The organism is Orientia tsutsugamushi, from assembly GCF_900327275.1.
Lineage (GTDB): Bacteria > Pseudomonadota > Alphaproteobacteria > Rickettsiales > Rickettsiaceae > Orientia > Orientia tsutsugamushi.
The window spans coordinates 1,214,218-1,237,901 of record NZ_LS398548.1 but is presented as its reverse complement, the minus strand read 5'-3'; the positions used below and the strand labels follow the sequence as shown (position 1 = coordinate 1,237,901).

Sequence of the window (23,684 nt, the reverse complement as noted above, 5' to 3'; positions counted from 1 at the left end):
ATAGTTAAAGAATTCAAACAACTTTTAGCTATATTATACTTCGATTCTTTTACTAAACTTCATTTTAGATAGATATAAAAATAATGCAATAATGAATCCATTAGCAATAATGCTAATTATGGGGCTACTTAATTACTTGTCGATAGAATTAGCTACTGCTAACTCTTTGCCAACAGGATTTCTATGGTACAATGATAAACATGGTCATGAGCTCGATGAATCTGCTACTAATTCTAAGCTGATACACGGGACTCATGATCATAGAATCGAGGAATTAAAGGAGCAATTTAATCGAGCTCAGCGTATAGCGCTTGATAATCCAACGCTCGAAAATGTGATTACAGCACAAAGATTACATAAGCAAATCATGGAGAAGGCGCATAAGTTTGCTACTATGTGGCAACTGGCTACTCTACTTGATTATCAACTGATTAATGCTCATGAGCCATCTAATAGCTTACATAGAAAGCTGTATCAAGAAAAATCAGAGCAGAAAAATGATTTCAAGCTCAAAAATATTGCTAAAAACTGTGAATTAATTTTACAAGTTAAAGAAGATTGCTTGCTCTGTAAGGCCTTTATTCCTATTGTTCAGGGCTTTGCTAATAAATATGCATTTCAGTTGCTAGCTGTCAGTAAGAATAATGAGTTGCTTAATAAACTAAATCCTAAGCATATTGTACCTGTATTATATCTAGTAGCTAGCGATGGTAAAAAAATATATTCAGTAGCTAGAGGCATAATCTCTGAGAATAAAATTATCGACAATATTCTAGCAATCGATAGATATTATCATAAATTGGAGACTAGATGAGCATCAAAATCAGAGTTTATGCTATTACAATACTATTATTGCTACAAGCTCCAGTATCACTAGCTTGGAATATCGAAAATGTATTTCAAGGAATGAGTGTTAATGTTACTAGATCTGGATCATATCAGAATCAAGCGGCTGGATATTATGCAGCTGGTGGATTGTCTGCCAGAACAAGCCAAACATCATTTCAGCCATTTGCTATAACTCCACCATCTTTAAACATGAGCTGTAGCGGTATTGACGCCTATCTTGGTAGCTTCTCTGTTATTTCTGGAGAAGAATTAGTTCAACTAATGAAGAATATTGGTTCTCAAGCTAAAGTTTATGCATTTTCATTAGGATTAAAAACATTTGCTCCACAGATTGAGAACGCTCTCAAAGACTTACGTAATCTAGCAATGGAGATGAATCAATTTGCCAAAGGAGATTGCGAATTAACAAAAGCATTATTTGCTACAGCTTTACCAAAGAACTGGGCTATGAGAGAAGCTGTTTGCCGTGATATACAGTCACAAAGCGGGTTTGATTATTTTGCAGCTGGTAAAAAATGTCGTAATGATTTAGCCCAAAAACAAGCTCTGCGACAAGCGCAAAATAAGGATTCAGAGTTAATGCTAGAATGATTATAACATCTTCACTAAAGCAGCAGCAAAGGTTGGAATACTATCAAATATGCATGATTCAATCATGTCTATGACTGGCACTATCGTGGTTACAAACAATAATGTACACTTTTATGACTCCTTAGCTCAGGACGAAAAAAGTTGGATTAGTCATTTAAAAGGCGGAGAATCAGCCTCGATTTACAGCTGTGATAGTCTCAGTTGCTTGCATTCAACGCTTGCAACGAAATATCACAATATTACCAGAGAAATCTTATGCAGGTAAAGCTAAACAACAATTGAAGAATCTAAAAATTAACTTTGAGAATAATTCTGAATTCATTGACTCTGAAATAGCCTTTTTATCTTCGATTGGAGATATATTTCCAATTTATGATTATATCATATTAGAATATATTTCTGGAGTCACAATTTTAGATAGCTCATCAGAATTAATAGCTAGCTATACATTAGTTCAGCATTTGAAGGAAGTAATCACCGAAATACGTAGAGCCGTTACTTCACTAGGTGCTAAGCAAGTTTCGAATGAACATTTAGAAAGATATTTGAAGGAATTGAATCGAGTTCAACTTTTTGCAAATGAAAAATGGACTAGCCTACAAACCGATGCAAGTCGAATAGATAAAAGGGCTAGATTAATAGAGCAGCATTTAATAGCGAAGGAGAAAAGTTAATGGGTTACGTAATATACACATTTGGTGGTGGAGACTTATTGTGGCATGTGTTTAACGGCATAGGCAGAGTCTTTGCTTCAAATAGCGAATACTTCACTCCAGTAGGCCACTTAGCCTTGACTATTGGTGGCATATGGGCTGCTACTAGGGCTATTTTTAGAGGAAATATCGGCATCTTTGCTATGGAGTGGTTCTTTCCATCGATATTTATTTTTACGCTGTTATTTGCCCCCAAAGCTACTGTTTGGCTCAAGGATGAGGTATCAATGAGTGCACCAGTAAAAGTTGATAATATTCCGATAGGTATTGCAATGTTTGCTTCTCTTTCATCGCAAACGAGTTACTTTGTGTCCAAAATGTTGGAAAATCATCTTTTACCGGCTTATGAAGGACTATCAAGCAGAAAAACTGGTATTATGTTTGGAGCTAAGGCTGTAGCTAAGATTCGAGATGTGCAAATACATGATCCAGTAACTTTAACTAATACTAAGGAATTTCTTAGACAATGCTTTATGAAGCCTTACATCATAGGTAATATTCTAGGCAAAAAAGCAGCTGCTCAACAAACTAATGACATTATAGGATTTATCGAGCAGAATATACCTAATAATTTCGGTATTTATTATCGTGAGCCTAGTAATTTAGGTATTAGTTTCAAGACATGCAGACAAGCTACTCCATTGATTAAAGCAGCAATTCATAAAGAATTAAATGAAGGGCTTCTAACAAAGTTCGCAGCAGCGATTGGAGTTCAATCTGATCAGTCAAGCATGTTAAGTCAAAGACTAAAAGTCATGACTGGCGACACACTAAAATATTTACAGAGAGAGCAACAAGACATTCATGAATGGATGAAGCAAGCTATGCTACTTAATGCTAATCGTGAGTCATATGATGACTGGCGTGAGAAGTTTTCATTATCACGAATTTATCCTAATCTGGTGAGTATGCATGCAATCAGAGGGCTCTTTCAACAATCATTTTCGTATCTAGTCGCTGGGGAAATGGCTGCTCACATGATGCCTATTTTACAATCTGTTTTTTTTGCATTAGTAGTTTCAATGATCTTTATTGTATTTCCAATGGGCTTACTGCCTGGTGGTTACAACATACTCAAAACATGGATTCTATTAATAATATGGGTCAGCAGCTGGCCAGTATTTTTTACAATAATCCATTGTCTAGGAATGATCAGCTTATCCAGTAAATCTGGAGCTTTCGGTAGTGATTATGGTCTGAATATGCTATCGCAAGGAAGCTTTGCAGAGATGATTTTATATAGCTATGCGACGTTTCAAATGCTTGCATCATCAATACCAATGCTTTCTTGGTCAGTGATAAAAGCTTGCGCTCATGCTACAGCTAACTTAGCCAGCCAGTTCTCTCCTATACAAGTTGCTAGCAGCTTAGGAAGTAATATAGTCGACAATAACTTGAGTATGGATAATTACAGCATAGGCAATAGAACTATTTCTCAACAAAACCTAGCTCCTTCATTACATATGACTGATAGTATTATCAATTATGGTAGCTACAAAGTTTTTAGAACAGCCGATGGTCGACAAATTATAAATGAAAACGTAGATTTATTGGGAAATAACTTCCGCTCTTCTGCACTGCTACAAACTGGATATCAAAACCAGTTTGTGCGTTCACAGAGCAAGCTTAATTCACTGACAAAAAGAGAGTCCGATCTTATTTCAACAGGAAACTCCATGGCCATGGAAATAGCTGAAAAGTTAACTCACGATGAAATTCGTTCTATAGGCATAACTGAGAGTGAATACCAAGCTCTGCAAAAGGTAAGTTCCGATAGTGAATCCTTTAGTCAGCATACAGGTAGTAGCCACAGTAAAAGTAGTGGTACTAGTACTAGTGCTGGTGTTGGGGCAGTTTTTGCCCAAGTTAGAGTTTCAGGAGGAGATACTGAAGAAGAAACCCAAGGAAAATCAGCAAATCAACAACAATCACATAGTGAAGCATTATCAAAAATTCAAAGCGCAGTTCAAGAAGGAAAATTTAGTAGTACAAATAGTGAGGTGAAGTCATTAAGTAAAAATCTTAGTGATAACCTTTCTGAGCAACAATCTGTTGGGCAAGAAATAGCTAAAACTAAACAAGAAATGGAGCAACTTAGTTACAGCATGAATTATGTATCTCAAAACTCTATCACTATTGATCGTAACATCAATGAACTTGTATTAAATGAAATTATTGCTCAAAATCCTGAAATAACAAGCAAGGAGCAAGCTGCAAGATGGGCTAAAGATCACTCAGCTGAAGCAGAAAAAATTGCTTTTGAGGTAGCTCAAATCAACAATAAAGTACCTAATGAAATACCTAAAGATTTGAATGATCATATTAATGATGGTAACTTTTCGACTAAAAAAGATCTACAAAATACTTTTGAGAAGAATGTTGAACAATTTCAAGCTGAGGCTAGTAACATTCATAATAACAGCAATGTAGTGCATGTACAAAATATAGAACAAACTTTTAGTGATAACGAAAAAGTAAAGACTCTTGATAAAATTCCTGATAATATTAAAACTGAGGCTCAAAAAATACAGAAAAAGTTTTCTGATACTACTGATTCAACGGTTTTAATGGCTGGTAATCAAGCCTTGGAAAATCTTGGAATAACGAAAAAAGATAAAAGTTAAAAGTATGTTGGATTTATGAAAAATATATATAAATTAGCTATAACAATAATTTTACCACTAATGCTTTTAAATACAGCTATTCCTGCAGAAGAAAGCAAGCTAGTTCAACAAAATAGCATTAAAGACAAAAATGTTTTAGCTAAAGAATATTCCAATATTGGAAGTTCTTTTTTAAGGCTAAAAAAATATCATGAAGCAATAGAAAATTTTGATATTGCTATTAAGCATGATCCAAGTTATGCGTCAGCATATAATAGTAAAGGAATAGCTTTAGCTGATCTTGGAAAGGCACTAGAAGCTGTAGAAAATTATGATTTAGCTATTAAGCACAAACCTCATTTTGCAGAAGCATATAATAATAAAGCTGTATCTTATAGAAAATTAGGAAAAAACGAAGAAGCTATAATACTTTGTGATCTTGCTATTAAATATAAACCTAACTATGTAACTGCTTATAATAATAAAGGAGCTTCTTTAGCTAGATTAGGACAGTATGAAGATGCAATAGAAAATTATGATATAGCTATTAAATATGAACCTAATAATCCAGAAGCTTATTATAACAAAGGCATAGCTTTGCTGAAGTTAGGATACATTCAAGAAGCTATTCAAAACTATGATATAGCTATTAAATACAGACCAAATTATGCAGAAGCATATCATAATAAAGGTTTAGCTTTAGCATTTTTAGGGCAGCTTCAGAAAGCAATAGAGCATTTTGATTTAGCTATAAAATACGATCCTAGTTATTTGAAAACATACTGTAATAAGGGTTATATATTAAGCTTATTGAAGAGATATTCAGAAGCAATAGAAAGCTGTAACATAGCAATTAAATATGATCCAAATTATGCAGATATTTATTATAATAAAGGAATGATTCTTGAGAAATTAGGAAACCATCAAGAAGCTGTAGAAAATTTTGATACTGCTATTAAGTATAACCCTAATTTTGCTGAAAATTATCTTGAAAAAGGAATTTCATTAGTAAGTTTAGGACAATACTCAAGGGCTAAGGAGAATTTTAACTTAGCTATTAAATATATGCCTAATCTTATAGAAGAATATGAACTAACAATTAAAAAGTTAACAGAATTGAACAATTCTACTATTGCAAAAGACTATGAGCAAAAACTACAGATATTGAAAAAATACTCTTAATTGATGAATTTTCAGAATCAAGGAAATTTCACCAGGGGATCGCAGTTATTTGCCCATAAGTTAAGAATGTTTGGGCAAGGTAGTACCAACGTTTTTATAATTGGATTAGGATTATCAATATTCTGGATTATATGTCGATTATATCAAAAAGTTTTTCTGAGCAGCTTGTATTATTTTGTAATTGAAAGATATGTGCAGCTTAAGCTAGCAATTGGTGAGCACTTTTATGATATCGATCAAATAGGCATTAAGTTTTATAGTTTAAGGTTTAAAAAATGGATGCACCTCAATGCTCAAGACTTTTTGCATGAATTTTATACAAGCCAACATGGATTTAAAATACAGCAATTATGGGAATTCCTAATCAATTCAGCATTATTAGAAAGCTTAATTGTTTTTGCTATTGGTGTGATAATCTCAATTGTTTTCTTTACAGCTCAAGGTAAAAGAACGATTATTAAGGCCAAAATTAGAGGTGCTGATTTTGTAGGATACAAATGCTTAGCCAAAATGCTAAAAAGCGCTAAAAAGGCCTCGAAAATCCGTTTTGGAGGCTTGCCATTAGTAAAGAATAGTGAAAGGCTACACATTCTGATTACTGGAACAACAGGTACTGGTAAAACTAATATGCTTAACGAACTGCTACCACAAATTCGATTACACAAAGATCGAGCAATAATTGTAGATACAACTGGAGCTTTTACTGATAGATTTTTTGACCCTAAATGTGATAAACTGCTTAATCCTTTGGAAAAAAATAGTGAGCAATGGTTGCCTTGGAATGATTGTTTTGAAGCAGCTGATTTTCATGATATAGCGAGTAGTTTTAGTAATTATACTCCTAAACTTGATGACTTTTTTGCTAAAAATGCTGAATTAGTCTTGTCTGAAGCATTGAAGCTATATAAGGATGATAAAGATATCATAAAACTAATTCATACAATCATTTACTCTGATAATAGACAATTTGCAAAAGCTTTTAGAAGCACTGCCGTATCAGGTATTATAAGCGAAAGCGCGCTCGAGACTTCTGCAGGAATTCAATCTACGCTTGGAAAGAATATTACTTCGCTACAATATTTAAAGCCTGGAGGTAGTTTTAGCATAAAAGAATGGTTTAGTAATTCTGATGAAACTAGCTGGCTATTTATCACAGCTAACCCAAATCAAAGAGCTACTTTATGCCCACTTATTTCAGCATGGATAAGCATAGCTATCAAGGCTTTGATGTGTAGAAATCCTAATCATGATAACAAAAACATGTGGTTTATACTCGATGAATTGCCAGCTCTACAAAAAGTTTCGTCTTTACCAGTTGCTTTAGCTGAAAGTAGAAAGTATGGAGGCTGCTTTGTTGCTGGATTGCAGAACATTCATCAATTAGAAGCAATATATGGAGCTGCTGAATGTGCTTCTATGCTGGATTTGTTTAATAGTAAATTTATTTTTCGAGTTAGTGATCAGGCTACGGCTTATAAATCAGCATTAACACTAGGTGAGCAAGAAATTATTGAAACTCAAGAAAACTTGTCATATGGATCAAATACTATGCGAGATGGAGTAAATATGAATAATGTTGAGCGTAAAAAGATTTTAGTTATGCCATCTGAAATTATGAACCTACCAGACCTTACATGTTATGTAAAGCTTGCCGGTAACTTTCCCATCACAAAACTAACTATGCAGCTACAAAACTTAAATACAGCTTTTGTTTGTGAATATAAATTGCTCAAAAAACTTAAGTTAGTAGAGTATTAATTCGAAAAATTAATACTCTATGTTATTTTTTAAATTAATCACTTCTTCTTTTGACAATCCAGTATTTTCAGAAATAAATTCAACTGAAAAGCCAGCTTTTAATAAGTTCATTGCAAGCTCTTGTGCAGCTTCAGCTCTGCCTTCAGCTCTGCCTTCATCAATATATTTTGCAGCAATAGTTCTCATAATATTACCTTTTTCTTCTTCAGATAAATACTTAGCCAGAACCTGCTCTAATTCTGGTTGCTGACTCTCTAGTAATTTAGTATCAGTATACCATAAAAATGATCGTAGGTAAATATAGCCTTTTTCTTTGTCAAGTATTAAAACATGTTTGAACTTTATTAGAAACTCTTCCCAAAGCTTTAACATATCTCGTTGATGAATGTGCTTTAGCATATATTCGAGCATTCCGATATGCTTTTTCCTAACAATTTCATCATTCGACATACTTTGCAAATCGACTAATTGATAGTCAGAAGTCATTAATTGCTTAGCTATCATTGAATCTGTAAATAAATTCCACAAATTCCTAGGTGCGTTGTAGACTTTTTTGCCGTTGTAGATCACTAAATTATACACTAATGGTAATTTAGCTTTTTCTTTCTTATGCCTTTCGCACAATAACAATGTGTATCTCCATAACCGCAGAGCTGTCCAATAATCGACGGTTGATTGAGCTTCAATTAATATATAAATAAAAGCATTGCCATGTTTTTTGGTGGCAACTCTATAGACGATATCGCTGTATTTTTTCTTTAACGATTCTTCTATATAACTCTCTTGCTCTACTTTTATTTGTGATAAATCTATTAAACTCTTGAAATTCATTGGTAAATAATACTCTAGAAATTCTTGTGCAGCCACTGGATCACTCATGATTGTCTTTGCCAATGAATCATGCTTTAATTTTTTTGTCATATTTTTTTACTCTATAGTTTTTTAAATAAAAAATGCTGTGTCATACTCTGCCTAGTGTTTCAGACATAATCCTGGTTGTATATTAGTTTGTATTGATTCAATTTTTTCATTAAGTTTTCTTATTTCAGGGCTGATAATATTTCTAACAGCATATAATCCTTGAGTTTTTAATACATTATTGAAGTCATTTTTGACTGTGCAGACTACTGCTCCCTTATCCTCCAGAACTTTTTCAGCTTTTTCAGTATTTACGTCATTTTTAACTGCTAGAATGATCTTTTCTTTTGGGCTAGGATTATAGTTTTGCAAATTTTCGGCTTCAATTGCACATAAGATTTTTCCTTCAACTCCAGCTTGTTGAATGGTTAACGCTGTTTCAATATCCTTTGTAATGATTGTTACAGGTGAGTATTTTGAATTCTGTTGAGCAATTTCAGCAAATGACCCACTAATTGTACCAACAGATTTTTCAGCTACATCAGCTTTATTACATGTTTTTGAATTCAGAGCTAATATCTTAGCTCCAGTAATTTCATCTTTGTCATTTTTAACAAAAATAGTGAGTGCAGGCCAGGATTTTTGAGTCTCTTCATCAAAAACCATATTTGCCCTTAAATTATGAATTATTAAAGATTTTTGAACTATAAATTCCTGTATGGTTTTCTGAATATTTATTAACTACTATTGCTTCCACCTTAGCTTCCTCTTCTTGTTTAAAGTAGTATAGAGATGACGATTTATTATACAATTCTTTAACATTCGTAATATCATTTTGTTTTGCTATACTATTATTTTCTGTTTGAGTAAGTTTGGTTGTTTCAACTGCCTTAGTCAGTTTAGTAATTTCAGGTTCTATAATGTCTCTAATTGACTGCTCTCCACAACTTTGCAACAGATTATTAAAATCACCATTTTCTGGTGGTTTGACTATACAAGTTATCGCTCCCTTCATTTCTAACGTTTTTGCAGCTTTAATTACAGTATTATTAGTTATAGGATTTTTGCTATCATTATCTGCTGCAATGATGATTTTTTCACCAGGAAATGGTGAATAATTTCTCAAATTCGAAATTCCTGCACTAGCAATGATATTACCTTTAATGCCTGATTGCTGCAAGCTCAATGCTGTTTCAGCGCCTTCTGCTATAATTGTTATATTAGGGTCATTCGCATTTCGCTTTGCGATTGTTATGAACGATCCTCTGATTTTACCGAAAGATCTTCTGTTAATTGAAATATTCGCCTTATCTCCTGCCGAATTTAGATATACGGCCTGTACTCCGGTAATTTCTCCTTTTGAATTTCTTGCAAATGCTGTAAATGCTGGATAATTTTCTCTCGTTTGAGTATCAAACAGTATACTTGCTTTTAAGTCTGAACTTGCAGTGCTTTTGTCAAAAGTAATACCACGATTTTCAAGATACTTTTTTACTACTTCTGCATGTGGGTTCTTATCTATATCATAACCATGTATCTTACTTGATAGTTCATACAAGTTTTGAACTTTTGCGATTTTAACACTTTCAGATTGTTGAGTGTATTGTTGAGAATCGTCAGTCTTAGGCGGTCTCTGATACCGTTGACTAATATTAGACATTCCAACCATACTTTTCAAATATTCCTTTGCCTCAAAAAAGCTGTATCCTCTTTCTCTTTGAGCCAGGGATAATAAATCACCCTTTTGTCCTGTACTAAAGTCATACCATTTTCCAGCGTACTTGTCCTCGGTGGTTACTTGTATTTTGCCAGTGTCTCCCCAACGTAATCGTCCGTGTCTAGATAGGCGCTGATTTGGATCTCCAAGAATATCACGAGCTATAGTGTCAGCTCTATAAGCTATTGCATCCCTCAATTTTTGTAGGTCTTCCTCGCTATTTGAATAATAATCGTTTTTTCTATAGTTTTGAGCAGATTGATATTGCCTTACTTCATTTGCTTGAACATCATTATTCTCCTCTTTTGAATTGATAGAGTCTGTCTTAGCTGTGCTAAGCTGCTCTATTAGGTTAGCAACATTTTTTGTAGCTTGCACATTGTAGTACAGCCGTACTTGCTCTGCATTCCCTATCATGCTTATGTTAGAACTTTCTATTCCTACACCATTATTATGAAGAACATATATAGTCATTATTATCTTAGCAGTGCATAATGCAAATTACAAACATCACTGTGAGCTGTTATGTATAGCTCATTTTGTAATTCGCCCTGTGAATGAATAGCTTACATTCAATTTCAAATCTTCAGCACTACCGTCTAACTCCAATTTTTGGAGCTATGTTAGTTTTCACCACTTGTTCAGACTCTGTTTTTACGTTCTGAGTATTAATTAACTTCATGATTTCAGGTATCATAAGCTCCTTAACAGCTACGGCTCCTTTATTTTTTAGCATGTCGTTAAAATCTTCACCTTCTGAATGAATTACGATGCTAGTAATTGCTCCTTTGCTTGTCAGTACTTTTACAGCCTCGTTTATAGTGCTTACATATTCTTTATTTTGTTTATCATTATTTGCAGCTATAAGAATCTTTTCTCCTTGAAATGGCTGATAATACTTTAAATTATTTACATTTGAGCTATATACCATTCTGCTATCAATGCCAGCTTCCTGAAAACTTGATATCGTTTTTCCTTCTGCTGACAGAATGGTTACATCATAATCATACTGTCTTTGTTCTTTGATTTGCATAAACAATGGAGTAGAAATATCTTTGAATGGATATTGCTTTATGCTATTCTCTTGCTGGACTTTTTCTACTTTAGCTTCTTGCTCTGGTTTAACGGTAAAATGATAATATTCTTCATTCACATGAGATCTATCATTGATATCATTGATTATAGACTTAAACCAGTTTTCAACTTTACTAAAAACTTTACTAAAAACAGTTGTCTTTGTCCGTTCTTTCTCCAATATTGAACGCCTATATTCTGTGCCTTGTAGCGTACCATTTGCTTTTAACAAAGATCTAATACTTGAATTAAGAATGTCGACATCTTTATTACGTACTGTAATTACCAATTTTTCATGTAGCTTAAACTTGCTTAGACTCCAATCATAAATCAACTTACTAATTGAATCCTGTAATGTATTATCAAACTTAACACATTTATTTTGTCTCAGTAAGGTTATACCGCTTAAAATATTACTCTCAGCAAACTTTGTTGCTGCTTCTCTGCTCCAGTTTTCACTTTGTCTTCGAATATTTACTAAAACATGTGAACCAAAAATATTACTCAGCATCTCAAACATTCCGCCTCTTTCTATTGAAGCTAACTGCTTTTCATCTCCAGCAAGTATCAGTTGACAATTATTGTTTCTAACTACTCTAAACAGCTCTGCATAAGCTTTAGTACCTACCATTCCAGCTTCATCTACTACTATTAAGCTGCCTTTCATAAAAATTTTTTTTCGATTATATAAAAATCCTTTTACTGTATAGACCTCTGTATAACCTTTGCTCCTCAGCTCTGATACTGCCTTATGAGTAGGAGCAAGACCAATAACTTTTTGTCCACGATTTGTTGCGAGCTTATGCGCTTTTGCTAAAACATAAGATTTTCCTGTACCAGCTCTTCCTCTTAAGACTCTAACTCCACTAGTGCTAAGCAAAATATGCCTTAGAGCTTGTTTCTGTTCTTCACTAACATTTGCTAGACCTTCGATATCACTTTTAAGATTGTAAATATCGTTGTAATAAACCTGATTATTGATTTTATTAGCTATTCTGATTATTCTCGTCTCCTCATTTCGAACCTCAATTGTCGTAAAATATTTGCTACTTTCACCATCATCATGGTATAACTCTAGTATTCTATTTGAACTAAGCACTTTCTGAACTAACTGTTCTCTTGCTGTTGGATCTGGTATATCTTTTACTGCTTTTTCAACATCCTGCTTAGTAAAAATAGATTTGTAATGTGTTATAGAATCTGTTATTACGTCAGCATCATTAATAATCTTCAAATGAGCCTCTTTACGTAACTCATTTTCATTTAATACTTCATTAATTAAATTCCTAATTCTACGAGGTCCAATATGCTTTCCAGGCACTTCGCTTGTCTCGTCAACTCTATATGGCAAGCCTAATTCAGCGAAATATGCATTAGTTTCTTCTTTTGCTATTTCATGAATCATCTTGTGATCTTTAATAACAACCTTTTTGCCATTAACTGTTATGATTTTTGGGTTTAAATCTACTGCTCTATCTCCTAAACCAGTTCCATCTTTTCTAAATCTTCTCATAGTGAGCAATATATGTGCATGCCAGTTTTTATCTCCTATTTGAGGCTTATGAATGTCTATCTGTACTCCAATACCTTTTTGCACCCATTCCATTTCATCAACTATTTGATGAGTTAGTTCTATTCTATGCTCTAAATTTAGCTCCTCATCGTCTGGCAATGCTATTACTATATCCTTCAACAACTGGCTGTTGTCTTTTTTTGCTGTTCGTTCTACCTCATTCATTAATGTTTGAATATTCTTGAATTCTTGTTTTACATAATCCGGTATCAGCACTGTATGATATACGTTATCTTTCTTACGAGAGAAGTTATACTTTATACCTGTCTTCTCGTTTTCAACAATAGTTCTTGCATTATACGCTGCCTTACGACAACTATCACCTCCTTTACTTCTACTTAAAAATTCAATCCTTGTAAACTGTATCGCCATCTCAATACCAATTCTCACCTGAGTTTTAAGTTAGCATGGTTTTTTTGATTTTGCTAGCACAAACTTCTTTTTTTTTAACATTCAATCGGTTAATGAGTACTCATTTTTTAGCAGCAATCTTTATCGATTGCATATTGCGTAGTAAGCTTATTTTTCAATGAAGCTTCTAACCTTGAATTCACGTTTTTTTGACTATAATTATTTGATGTTGGTTTGGTAGGCGCGGTTTTTTTTCTTTACTGGAATTGTATTTTGATATATTCTTGCCTGATTTTTTTATCTTTCTGAGTTACTAACATGGCAAATCTTATGCAGCAAAAAATTACTCTTCAGCAAAAAAAGGCTAGGCTAATCATGGATGAGGTTAACCTTAAAATTAAAGAACGTAAAATGCGTACTCGACGTCTTATCGAAATGGGTGGATTAGTTGCTAAAGCTAAGCTTGATCACTTATCAGCAAATACGTTATTTGGTGCAATTGTTTCACTAAAAGAAACTTTAACACAACATCCAAATGTTCAGGATCATTGGACTACAATAGGTAAAGATATTTTTGATAAAGAACAGCAAAATAAAGCTGCTGTGATTTTAAAATTTTCCTCTGAACCAGACGAAAACACTAAGCGCCACATTCGCCTTCATGGCTTAAAATGGAATAGTTTTCGTCAAGAATGGTGCGGTCATGTTAAGGACATTGAGGCCTTAAAGAATGGCCTTCTCAATGTTCAGTATAGTATAGAACTTGTAGTGTGATATAAAGCATCTAATAGAAGTAGCATACAACACATCAAAAGTAAGATTTTGTGTTGTATATTCATTATTATTTTACACTATTTTTTAAATTTAATACTTCTTGTATTGATAAATCCGTATATTCAGCAATTGTCTCAACTGATAATTCAGATTTCAATAATTTTATTGCAAAATCTTTTTTTGCTTCAGCTTTACCTTCAGCTTTACCTTCAGCTTTACCTTTAATCTCACCGAGCTTTATGCCTTCAGCTTTACCTTCAGCTTTAGCGCGTTCGAGTTTATAATCTTCTACTGCTTTATTATCCCATATACGCTTTAACTCTTGTTCATAGGTTATTAGTTCGTCTTCGCTCCAATTAAACTGATCTAATGCCTCATACGCTTTTTTTATTATTAAATCTTCACCTATTATTTTACTATATCCATCTAATGTTGTTTCTTTTGCATGTTTAAAAAAATAGCACCACTTCTCTGTTATATTATTCAACTCTTCCACTCTCTTTTTTTTAAATTTTGGTAATTCTATAAAGGTAAATGAAAAGTCCTTTAGATCATGCTCATATGTCTTTTTATCCAATATTACATGCCTTGATATATAGTCTTCTTTATTTGGAAACAATTTATAATCTGCTATAGCTATAAATATAACTTCCTTTAGGTCTGAGTATTTTCCTTCCTTTCCTCTATTTGGTTGCCTACCATATGCTTTTGCGGCATAATACTGGGCTCTTTTTTCAAATCCTTGTGTAGGATCTACTTGCATTTCTATTATATATTGTGTTCCGTTTTTATCTTTACACAAAACATCTACTATTGATTCTTTTTTGGATGCTATGTCTGCATCTAATATCGTTCCTAAAAACTTTACTTCTGTTATTTTTTTATTCCCTTCAAACAATAATATATCGTTCAGAAAATGTATTAGTATGTCCTTGTTTTTTTCTGATCCAAATATCTTTTTAAATGCTATATCATTCTTTGGGTCTAAAAATCTTGATACATCCATATGTTTTTCATATTATTTTGTGCTCTTTTTAAATTATACAACAAAATAACTTACATGAACATTATCTTATTAAATTTTAATTTCTGCAATTCACTACATTAACCACCTATTAAACGTTAGTTTATTAGGTAGCATAACGCTCACAGTATTTATTTAGCTCTATAGCAATTTCTGGTAATTTAAGATATTCAGCAAGAGGTATAAATTCTTGCTGCGTTTCTAGTATGATTTCTTGTCTTCTTTTGGCTGGCTTTATGAATATAGTTTTAATATTATCCAATCGGTCCAATAGTTTGATTAGTAATAGCTCTACTTTATCTTGATTCACTAATGTTTGAATCATTTTCATGGAACTGGTTTTCTTACCACCTATGTTTCTTGTAAGAGCTAGAACTTGCTCGGCAATGTTATCATTAAATTCCATTGCTATCTTTTCTTTAGTTAGTGTTGTGTCTTCGATGGTATCATGTAGTATTGCTGTAATAATCGTATCCGTTTTAAAGCTGTAGTCTGCAACCATGAGCGCTACTTCTAATGGATGCATATAATAAGGTTCTCCTGTATCTCGCTTTTGATTGCCATGATATTTTTTTACATAAAATATAGCTTTTTTAACTTTATCAAGATTAATGCGTTTATCAACACTATGATTAATCAAGTCCAGCTTATCAAGTAGTTTATTGATATGTTCACAATTTAAAAATGCCAACATTATTTCCTCCATCCCCATTAATAATTCTAATTTTCAGTTTCTCAGCGAACTTCGATAGGTATACTACACGTGAAAGCTGTATACTGATCTTGCTTACTTTCTAGTTTAATTTTTCCAGTCATTTCATGTATAAACGGTTTAACGAGTAGTAATTCAGATTCTAGTACTGCATAGCTTTTGATATGTAAGTTTCTGAGCTCATTATTTATCTTTTTCACTTTCTCAGCGGAAATTCCAATTCCGTTATTACGAACAATTAATTGTAATATTCTATAATTTGTCTTTTGATTTGTAGAAGGTAGCAAATCAACTTCAACACTAATTTCGCTGCATTTACTATTAGTAGCATTGCAAATTAATAGTGTTAGTACTTTCTGTATTTGAGTACTATTTACAATGATTAAATCTTTTATATCATTTTTAAAGTTGCAGCTAAGATTTATTCCTTTATTTTCTGTGAATGGCTTCAGTGCTCTAATACTACTATTTACTTTTGCTTGAATACCAAAATCTCCAGATTTTATAGTATGACTCATAAAATGCTTCCATATGTTTTAATTAAAAAGTTGTACTGGTATATCGCAAGTAATAGCTGTGCACTTATTTGCCTCGCTCTTTATCTCTAATTTTCCACTTAGTTTGTTAACAATGTAATTTGTAAATCCTAGACTCGAGTCTAATATTTCTGGATACTCTAATTGAATGCAAATCAGTAAATTTTGCATTTATTTCTTGTAGTTTTTCTTGTGAAATACCTTTTCCGTTATCACGTACTATGAATCTTAATATTCTGTCTTTTTCATTTACCTTTCGATACGGCGAAGTAAATAACCTAACTATAACATCAACCTGACAGCTTTTATTAACTCTAATAGCTCCACTTATTAATTGACTAAGTATAGTTTGCAATAGACAACTATCTCCAATAACAATGTCATTTATGTTGTCCTGAACATTGTAACTGAGCGATATTTCTCTATCTTCAGCAATTTCTTTCAGCGAACTAATTGTATCCTTCAATAGTTTTTGTATGCTAAATTTTTTTAAATGTACGTTTTGAAGCTCAATTTGGTCTCTAAGTGAGTAAACCATACTGTTACAGCACTCTTGTAGGTTAGCAACACAATTAAGTATTCTTGTTAAGCTAGTAGTTTTATATTCATCTTCTTTGAAATCATTTTGCCCACATAGTAGATCATCTGCTAGATGTCTGATTTTAGCAGTAGCAAGATCAAACATATATTTAATTTTTTGAATCAAATCTATACAATATTGCTTCATTGATTCAGCTTCCTCTAGATAATCTTCCGCTTGTTGTAGCTTTATTTTCATTCCAATATATTTATCTTCATTCATATTTTCGGTACGAAGATAAATATTTCTTTCCTTAGCTGTAGATACTAATTTGGCTGAAATAGGTGGTAGATGAATTGTCCAGACATCTTGAGAAATGTCTTTTGTTTTATTGATATTCTTTTTTTTATTTTTCATAATATTCTCCATTTGACTAATGTTGTGAATTTAAATTACTAATTTGTATTGGAATGCTAACTAAAAACTTTGTATAATGCCCTTCTTTACTGTCTATCTTAATGCTTCCTTTCATTTCATATGTAAGATGTTTGATAAATTCTAACCCTGAATCTAATGCTTGATGCTTAATTAAGTGTGGATTTTTTAATTCAGAGTTCATCTCTTGTAATTTGTTTTTTGAAATGCCAGCTCCTATGCTATGCACTACAAATTGCAATATTCTATCTTTTGAATTCGATTGTTCATTTTTAGGAGGCAAAAAATCAATGCTAACTCTAACTTTGCTATTTGTACTATGCATAATAGCACTACCAACTAACTGAGTGAGTACAGCTCTTATTCGAAACCTATCTCCAGTAATAATATCGTATATGTCATTTCCTATTTTTTCCCTTAGCTCTATATTTTCATCTTCAGCAATTAATCTGATTGCTGCAATAGTACCATTTAGCATTTTTCGTAGGCTAAATTTTGCTAGTTCTACATTCGTTGATTTTATGGTTTTTCTAAATACACAAATTTTATCATTTAGATCATTATTGTTATTTTCCACATTATTCTCCTATGGTGAAGTTTATTAACTTTGTTTTTTTAGAAATTTAAAATAGCAAGCTTAGCTAACAATTAGCTAAGCTGACTGGTATATCACATATGGCTTCCGTTTGCATAGTTGCATCCTAATTTAGGTATATAATTGAATTGGCACTTCAAACGAAGAAGATATGTAGTTACTTCCTTGATCTATTTTGAGATTTCCTTTCATTTGATGTGTAAGCTGTTTTATAAACACCAACCCTTGTCCTAGCTCTTGATGTTTTGTTAAATTCGAATTGCTTAGTTCAGAATTCATCTTTTGCAATTTTTCTTTCTGAATGCTAGGGCCTGTGCTTTGTACTAAAAATTGTAATATTTTATCTTTTGAATCTGTTTTTCCATCTTTAGAAGGTAATAAATGAACACAAATATTAATCGTTGTACATTTAGTGCCATGTATAATAGCACTTTCAGCTAACTGGCTTAGTACAGCTCTTATTCGTAAACTATCTCCAATAATACTGTCTTTTATATTAGCCTGAAAATTGCTTTTTAGATCTATTCTATCATCTTCAGCAATTGCTTTTAGTCTAGCAACAGCATCCGTTACAAAGGTTTGTAGGCTAAAATTTTCTAGTTCTACATTCTTTGATTCTATGTTTTTTCTAAATACACAAATTTTATCATTTAGATGATTTATTAGTTCATCAAGTGAGCCTAACGTATCTGTTATTTTTGCTATTGCATCTTGCTTATATCCTACTAGTTCTACTATATTCTGCTTTGTTTTATTGCAGTTATTTACTATATGCCTAATATATTGAATCAAATATATATTGTTATTTTCCATATTATTCTCCTATGGTTAAGTTTATTAACTTTGTTTTTTTAGAAATTTAAAATAGCAAGCTTAGCTAACTGTTAGCTAAGCTGATTGGTATATGACATATGGCTTCCCTTAATGTTGATTTTTTATTTTCTATTATTTCGGACTGAAGTGTTCTAACATCTTCTGACTCACTTTTGAGCTGTTTGAATACATCTATTATATTTAAGTTTAGTGTTTTAATTTGATGTGTAAGTTTTAAAAGCTCTTTATCACCAGCTGCTAGATGTCTTAGTAACAGTTTTGACTGTATATTTTTATTAAATATACTTTTATTTTTCTGTTGACCTTCGTTTCCAAGAGACATAGAATTCCCCTACTGTTTTTATGTAAAAAATGGTTTCTGAAGATTAAAGTAAAAAGTTCAACTCTTTATTCTATTTAATCTTCAGCTTAGTATTATCAAAGTTCTGAAACCTAGATAATATAAGGTATAGAGTAGCATTATATTTTTTACCAGTCTATTAAAATCTTTTAATTTACAGGCTAAATTTTTGCATAATAATCTAATGTTGATGCGAAATTATCACATTCCTTGCTTATGGTTATAATAAATCTTATTCAAAAAGGATGCATAAAGAGCCTTGTAAGCGTTATTATTACTAGCACTACAAGCTGTTTTCTGGTATAATCTCAATAGAGATTCAACTAACATAAATTAATTAAACTTCATGTGTCAGTAGCTGTTGCTAATAAGTCTAAGCCTTTCCTTCATTGGATTGGTAGTAAACGAAGAATTGTTAATAAATTAATAGAACATCTTCCTCAAGGTCCACACTATAATTACTATGAACCATTTCTTGGTGGAGGTGCTTTATTTTTTCAAGTTAGGCATCTTTTTAAACAATGTTTTTTGTCTGACATCAATCTTGATTTAATTACTAGCTATAATGCTGTTAAAAATAATCCTAATGAGGTCAATAGATTACTGAGTTTATATCACAAACATCATTCGAAGGATTATTATTATAAAGTTAAAAACAAATATAGTAATAATCCGAATGAAATTACCGCAAAATTTATATATCTTAATAAATATTCTTTTAGGGGAATTTATAGAGTCTACAAAAATGGACAATCTGCTCAAACATTTTCTGGTGAATGCTACATTAAACTCCATATTGCATCTAGAATAAATCAATGCAGCCGCCTTCTACATGGTGTATCAATTTATGCTACAGATTTTTCATTTATAGAGCCTCAACAAAATGATTTTGTTTATTTTGATCCTCCTTATCATAAATCTGGAGAACGGTTCTATACTAGACTTCCATTTGATGAAAAAGATCAAATTAGATTACGGGATTTTGTCAAAGAATTAACAAATAAAGGTGTTAAGATTATGATCTCAAATAATAATACTGCCTTTATTAGAGACTTATACAAAGATTTTAATATCAATACCGTTACAGTTGTATACTCAATCAATGAACAACGCAATCCTGTTAATGAGCTAATCATTACTAACTATAAAACTTGCTAGTTATTAAATGTGAACCCGCAATCCAAATCGTATATGAATAGGAAGTGGTCTATAGTTAGCAATTGTGCTACATTCAATGTCTAAATATATATCTCTTGATAAGTTTATTGTTGTACCAACTCCTAAGTCTATACCAGTACCGCTATCACTATTGAAAGCTGATACTAGGCCACCTGTAACAAAAATTGATGCTTTGTTACCTTCAATTATATTGTAATAATAATTTCCTTGAATAAAGTTATCTCTACAGTTGTGATGACACATAAATCCTAATCTTACATCCATTCTGTGCCGATCTAATCTATAACCAATTCCAGCTTCTAATGTATCGTAGCTAGTAGCAATACCAGTTGAAAATTTTATATAGAATTGTTGTGAAGTATCAATACTATCTTTGAAAGCATTGAAGTTTACATTATTATTCGCTGTACATATCGATGGTGAAGATAATACAACGAATGCTAATATAACAGCATAACACCGTTGTAAAAGTAATTTCAAAACATTCATATTAACTTCTCTTTTTAATATTAACATATTAGCTATCTGTTGAAACCTAATACCATGGGACTGATTGTTCCATTAGAAAGTTGAATACATCTGCATTACCGCTTTTAGCAGCATAATCTATAGTAGTCATGCCGTTATCATCTTTTGCATCAATATCTGCTCCATAATCAATCAAAAGCTGTATAATATCTATGATTTTATTACGAACAGCAATATGTAGTAGCGTTTCTCCTTCATCATATTTTTTATTAATACCAGTAGAATTATGTTTTAGCATAATTGCTAAAGGTTCTACACATTTGCATTTAGCAGCATCGGATAAAGGTGTATTACCTTGATTATTCTCGATATTTACATCAGCATTATATTTTAGCAGTAATGCTATATGATCATTGCAATAGGTAGGATATTTTTCGAAAAATTCATAATATACTTGAATTGTTTCAACAACAAGATGTAAAGCAGTGTGCCCATCATTATCTTGTGCGTTTACGTTAGCTTCATTGTTCAACAAAATCTTAGCAATAGGTAGATTCTTATATTTCAAAGCAACAGATAAAGCAGTAGTGCCATCTTTATATTTTGAATTGACAAGTGTAATATCCTTATTAATAAGCTGCTTCACTTTTTTAATATCACCATCTTGAATAGCGCTATGTAAGGTATACTTAGTCTTAGATTTTAATATCATATATTTAATCCTTTCATTCTCAATTATTTACTCATTAGCTAGCATGAAGTTTACAATATTCGCTTAAGCGTTCTCCGATCTCTGGTAGTTTAAGGTATTCAGCAAGAGCTATAAATTCTTGCTGAGTTTCAAATATTATTTCTTGCCTTTTGTGAGGAGGTTTGATGAATATAGTTGTAATATTATGGAATCTATCAAAAAGCTTGATCAGTAATAGTTCTGTTTTATTTTGGCTGCGTAATATTTGTATCATTTCCATAGCACTGATTTTCTTATTATCCCTAACTCTGGTAAGGTCTGAAACCTGTTCTGCAATATTAGCGCCAAATTCGTACCTTATTCTTTCTTTAGTTAGTTTTGTGTCTTCAAGTGTATCATGTAGTATTGCAGTAATAATTGTATCTGTTTCAGAGCTGTAGTCTGATACCATGTACGCTACTTTCAATGGATGTGTGTAGTAGAGTTCTCCAGTATCTCTCTTTTGCTGACCATGATATTTTTTAGCATATTTTATTGCTCTTTCAACTTTATCAAGATCAATTTTGGTGTTAAATCTTATGTTGGTTCTGAACAGCTTATTTATTAAGCTCTCACTATAAAAATCTATCATTGGCCACCTCCAAATGGTTATTAATAAATTATACCATAATTTAAACTTTTTGTATACTCCAATCCCAGATAAAAACTGGAAAAGAGGCAAATTAAATTATAAATTTTTTGAATTCAGTTATCACGATGCCAAAAACCAATCTTGAGTTACATATCTCTGGTGTTAATGAGTAAAATTTTGCTGTAATTTTTTTTGAATAAGCATTTTTTCATCTTATGCATAATCTAGCGTTTATTAACATTGCTGAGAGTTTTTAACAATATTGCCAAATTTAGAATACCTACTATTATAGTACAACTTCACTGTACCAACTGGCCCATTACGGTGTTTAGCAACAATTATTTCAGCAGTGTTATAACATTTATTTTGTTTTGTAACCCATTCTGTGTATTCTGGAGTACCTGGATTCGGTTCTGATCTAGACAAGTAATATTCGTCACGATATATAAGCATTACAATATCGGCGTCCTGTTCAATTGAGCCTGATTCTCTTAGATCTGAGAGAATAGGCTTTTTATCTGACCTTTGTTCTACAGCTCTAGATAATTGAGATAACGCAATTATTGAAATATTGAGCTCTTTAGCAAGAGCTTTTAAGCTCTGAGTAATTTCAGAAATCTCCTGCACTCGATTATACTGACTCACTCTGTTATCAATTTTTATTAGCTGTAAATAATCAACAAATAATATTGCTAAATTATGTGTACGTTTAAGTCTACGAGCTCGAGATCTAATTGCAGATATCGAGATTGCAGGAGCATCATCTATAAAAAAATTCCACTTTTGTATTTCATTTTGTACAGTCTTTAACTTATCAATATCTTGTTCACCTATTTTACCGTTAAATAATGCAGAGCTATTAATTTCGGATTCTATAGAAAGAATTCGAGTTGAGATTTGCTGAGATGACATTTCTAAAGAAAAGAATCCAACTGATGGCACTACATTATCTTTAGTATTTTTTTGAGTAAGAAAATATTTACAAGCATTTATTGCTAAGTTAACTCCTAAAGCAGTTTTACCCATTGATGGCCTGCCAGCTAATATTATTAGGTCAGAATTTTTAAATCCTCCAAGCTTTGAATCAAGGTCAAGTAGTCCACTACTAATACCGTTAATAGAGTTTTTATTTTTAATAGCAGATGAAATTGATGTCCATGATTCTTCAATTGAAGTTTGTAATTTTGTAAATCCTTTACTTAAAGTTCCTCTTGCACCTAGATCATATAATTGAGATTCAGCAGTTTCGATCTGAGTTATAGCTAAATCTGCTAAAGTAGAAGAATATGCATTTGTTACTATTTTTTCTCCAATTTCAATTAAATAACGCCGCAGCGCAAGGTCATATACTATTTTGCCGTACTCATTAACATTAACTATACTTAATGCTAAAGTTGTAAGTTTAGCTAGATAATCCACTCCACCTATTTTCTCAAATGCGAGTTCATTGCCTAGCATATTTTTGAGCGAAATTACAGTAGCACTAATTCCTTTACTAATAATGAGATTAATTGACTTGTATATTTTGCCATGTAATGGTTCATAAAAATGTTCCGGCAGTAAAAATTCGTTAATGTTATATAGCGCACGATTGTTAATCAGAATTGCCACAAGTATCATTTGCTCTGCCTGAATATTACTTGGAGCAATCTTTGCAAGATCTTTTTCCATATCAC

23 protein-coding genes and 2 pseudogenes are annotated in these 23,684 nt (G+C 32.1%); 9 read left to right on the top strand and 16 right to left on the bottom strand.

Annotated features, from left to right (window positions below; genetic code table 11):
• Positions 1-109: 109 nt before the first annotated feature.
• Genes DK405_RS06500 through DK405_RS06480 form a run of 7 tightly spaced genes read left to right on the top strand, consistent with a single transcriptional unit; the run spans position 110 to position 7,696 of the window.
• On the top strand, positions 110-814 hold the full coding sequence (locus DK405_RS06500; RefSeq protein ID WP_410522056.1) for a conjugal transfer protein TraF: 705 nt from the start codon (positions 110-112) through the stop codon (positions 812-814).
• The gene (locus DK405_RS15450) at positions 811-1,440 is read left to right on the top strand and encodes a conjugal transfer protein TraH (RefSeq protein WP_331828121.1); all 630 of its coding nucleotides are present in this window, start codon (positions 811-813) and stop codon (positions 1,438-1,440) included. The genes DK405_RS06500 and DK405_RS15450 overlap by 4 nt, the downstream gene beginning before the upstream one ends.
• A gap of 49 nt (positions 1,441-1,489) precedes the next feature.
• On the top strand, positions 1,490-1,705 hold the full coding sequence (locus tag DK405_RS15445; RefSeq protein ID WP_331828117.1) for a hypothetical protein: 216 nt from the start codon (positions 1,490-1,492) through the stop codon (positions 1,703-1,705).
• The gene (locus tag DK405_RS15440) at positions 1,659-2,114 is read left to right on the top strand and encodes a conjugal transfer protein TraH (RefSeq protein WP_331828118.1); all 456 of its coding nucleotides are present in this window, start codon (positions 1,659-1,661) and stop codon (positions 2,112-2,114) included. The genes DK405_RS15445 and DK405_RS15440 overlap by 47 nt, the downstream gene beginning before the upstream one ends.
• A complete protein-coding gene (locus DK405_RS06490; RefSeq protein ID WP_109510626.1) occupies positions 2,114-4,777 on the top strand; it encodes a conjugal transfer protein TraG N-terminal domain-containing protein in 2,664 nt (887 codons plus the stop codon). The genes DK405_RS15440 and DK405_RS06490 overlap by 1 nt, the downstream gene beginning before the upstream one ends.
• Positions 4,778-4,792: 15 nt before the next feature.
• Positions 4,793-5,938, top strand: coding sequence for a tetratricopeptide repeat protein (locus DK405_RS06485; RefSeq protein ID WP_064612995.1), 1,146 nt, complete (start codon positions 4,793-4,795; stop codon positions 5,936-5,938).
• A gap of 3 nt (positions 5,939-5,941) precedes the next feature.
• A complete protein-coding gene (locus tag DK405_RS06480) occupies positions 5,942-7,696 on the top strand; it encodes a type IV secretion system DNA-binding domain-containing protein (protein WP_109510625.1) in 1,755 nt (584 codons plus the stop codon).
• Positions 7,697-7,705: 9 nt separating this feature from the next.
• Here the strand turns inward: DK405_RS06480 and DK405_RS06475 are convergent, their stop codons facing one another.
• From DK405_RS06475 to DK405_RS16140, 5 genes and pseudogenes are all read right to left on the bottom strand, one after another.
• Entirely contained in the window at positions 7,706-8,617 is a 912-nt protein-coding gene (locus tag DK405_RS06475; protein WP_064612864.1) for an Rpn family recombination-promoting nuclease/putative transposase, read from the bottom strand.
• A 51-nt stretch (positions 8,618-8,668) separates the two neighbouring features.
• Positions 8,669-9,220 (bottom strand): hypothetical protein, encoded by a 552-nt coding sequence (locus tag DK405_RS15770; RefSeq protein WP_410522038.1) that lies wholly within the window; start codon positions 9,218-9,220, stop codon positions 8,669-8,671.
• 13 nt (positions 9,221-9,233) lie between these two features.
• Entirely contained in the window at positions 9,234-10,745 is a 1,512-nt protein-coding gene (locus DK405_RS15765) for a toprim domain-containing protein (protein ID WP_410522025.1), read from the bottom strand.
• A 118-nt stretch (positions 10,746-10,863) separates the two neighbouring features.
• Positions 10,864-11,526: pseudogene (locus DK405_RS16145) on the bottom strand (conjugal transfer protein TraA); the annotation flags it as partial.
• A 243-nt stretch (positions 11,527-11,769) separates the two neighbouring features.
• Positions 11,770-13,290: pseudogene (locus tag DK405_RS16140) on the bottom strand (AAA family ATPase); the annotation flags it as partial.
• Between the two features lie 297 nt (positions 13,291-13,587).
• On the opposite strand from DK405_RS16140, the gene DK405_RS06460 reads away from it, so the two are divergent.
• Positions 13,588-14,043 carry a conjugal transfer protein TraD gene (locus DK405_RS06460; protein WP_109510623.1) on the top strand — a complete coding sequence of 152 codons (456 nt, stop codon included), beginning with the start codon at positions 13,588-13,590 and terminating at the stop codon, positions 14,041-14,043.
• A 67-nt stretch (positions 14,044-14,110) separates the two neighbouring features.
• Here the strand turns inward: DK405_RS06460 and DK405_RS06455 are convergent, their stop codons facing one another.
• The 7 genes from DK405_RS06455 to DK405_RS06420 all read right to left on the bottom strand — a co-directional run bounded on the left by DK405_RS06455 (position 14,111) and on the right by DK405_RS06420 (position 19,021).
• Positions 14,111-15,049: an Rpn family recombination-promoting nuclease/putative transposase gene (locus DK405_RS06455; RefSeq protein ID WP_064613266.1), complete on the bottom strand. Its 939-nt coding sequence runs from the start codon at positions 15,047-15,049 to the stop codon at positions 14,111-14,113.
• Between the two features lie 124 nt (positions 15,050-15,173).
• On the bottom strand, positions 15,174-15,761 hold the full coding sequence (locus tag DK405_RS06450) for an HD domain-containing protein (protein WP_064613268.1): 588 nt from the start codon (positions 15,759-15,761) through the stop codon (positions 15,174-15,176).
• Between the two features lie 41 nt (positions 15,762-15,802).
• Positions 15,803-16,297, bottom strand: coding sequence for an ATP-binding protein (locus DK405_RS06445; protein ID WP_064613270.1), 495 nt, complete (start codon positions 16,295-16,297; stop codon positions 15,803-15,805).
• 106 nt (positions 16,298-16,403) lie between these two features.
• Entirely contained in the window at positions 16,404-17,252 is an 849-nt protein-coding gene (locus DK405_RS14140; RefSeq protein ID WP_231967662.1) for an ATP-binding protein, read from the bottom strand.
• Positions 17,253-17,268: 16 nt separating this feature from the next.
• Complete coding sequence (locus tag DK405_RS06430; RefSeq protein ID WP_231967599.1) at positions 17,269-17,847, bottom strand: sensor histidine kinase; 579 nt, start codon at positions 17,845-17,847, stop codon at positions 17,269-17,271.
• A 129-nt stretch (positions 17,848-17,976) separates the two neighbouring features.
• Positions 17,977-18,678, bottom strand: coding sequence for a sensor histidine kinase (locus tag DK405_RS06425; protein WP_064613070.1), 702 nt, complete (start codon positions 18,676-18,678; stop codon positions 17,977-17,979).
• 64 nt (positions 18,679-18,742) lie between these two features.
• A complete protein-coding gene (locus DK405_RS06420) occupies positions 18,743-19,021 on the bottom strand; it encodes a hypothetical protein (protein WP_045915527.1) in 279 nt (92 codons plus the stop codon).
• Between the two features lie 366 nt (positions 19,022-19,387).
• Here DK405_RS06420 and DK405_RS06415 point away from each other — a divergent pair, with 366 nt between their 5' ends.
• Positions 19,388-20,197: a DNA adenine methylase gene (locus DK405_RS06415; RefSeq protein WP_064612960.1), complete on the top strand. Its 810-nt coding sequence runs from the start codon at positions 19,388-19,390 to the stop codon at positions 20,195-20,197.
• Between the two features lie 3 nt (positions 20,198-20,200).
• Here the strand turns inward: DK405_RS06415 and DK405_RS06410 are convergent, their stop codons facing one another.
• The 4 genes from DK405_RS06410 to DK405_RS06395 form a co-directional block, all read right to left on the bottom strand.
• On the bottom strand, positions 20,201-20,707 hold the full coding sequence (locus tag DK405_RS06410; protein WP_064612963.1) for a hypothetical protein: 507 nt from the start codon (positions 20,705-20,707) through the stop codon (positions 20,201-20,203).
• 46 nt (positions 20,708-20,753) lie between these two features.
• Positions 20,754-21,398 (bottom strand): ankyrin repeat domain-containing protein, encoded by a 645-nt coding sequence (locus DK405_RS06405; protein WP_064612961.1) that lies wholly within the window; start codon positions 21,396-21,398, stop codon positions 20,754-20,756.
• 34 nt (positions 21,399-21,432) lie between these two features.
• Positions 21,433-22,008 (bottom strand): HD domain-containing protein, encoded by a 576-nt coding sequence (locus DK405_RS06400; RefSeq protein WP_064613076.1) that lies wholly within the window; start codon positions 22,006-22,008, stop codon positions 21,433-21,435.
• A 234-nt stretch (positions 22,009-22,242) separates the two neighbouring features.
• Positions 22,243-23,679: a replicative DNA helicase gene (locus DK405_RS06395; RefSeq protein WP_109510622.1), complete on the bottom strand. Its 1,437-nt coding sequence runs from the start codon at positions 23,677-23,679 to the stop codon at positions 22,243-22,245.
• Positions 23,680-23,684: the final 5 nt, after the last annotated feature.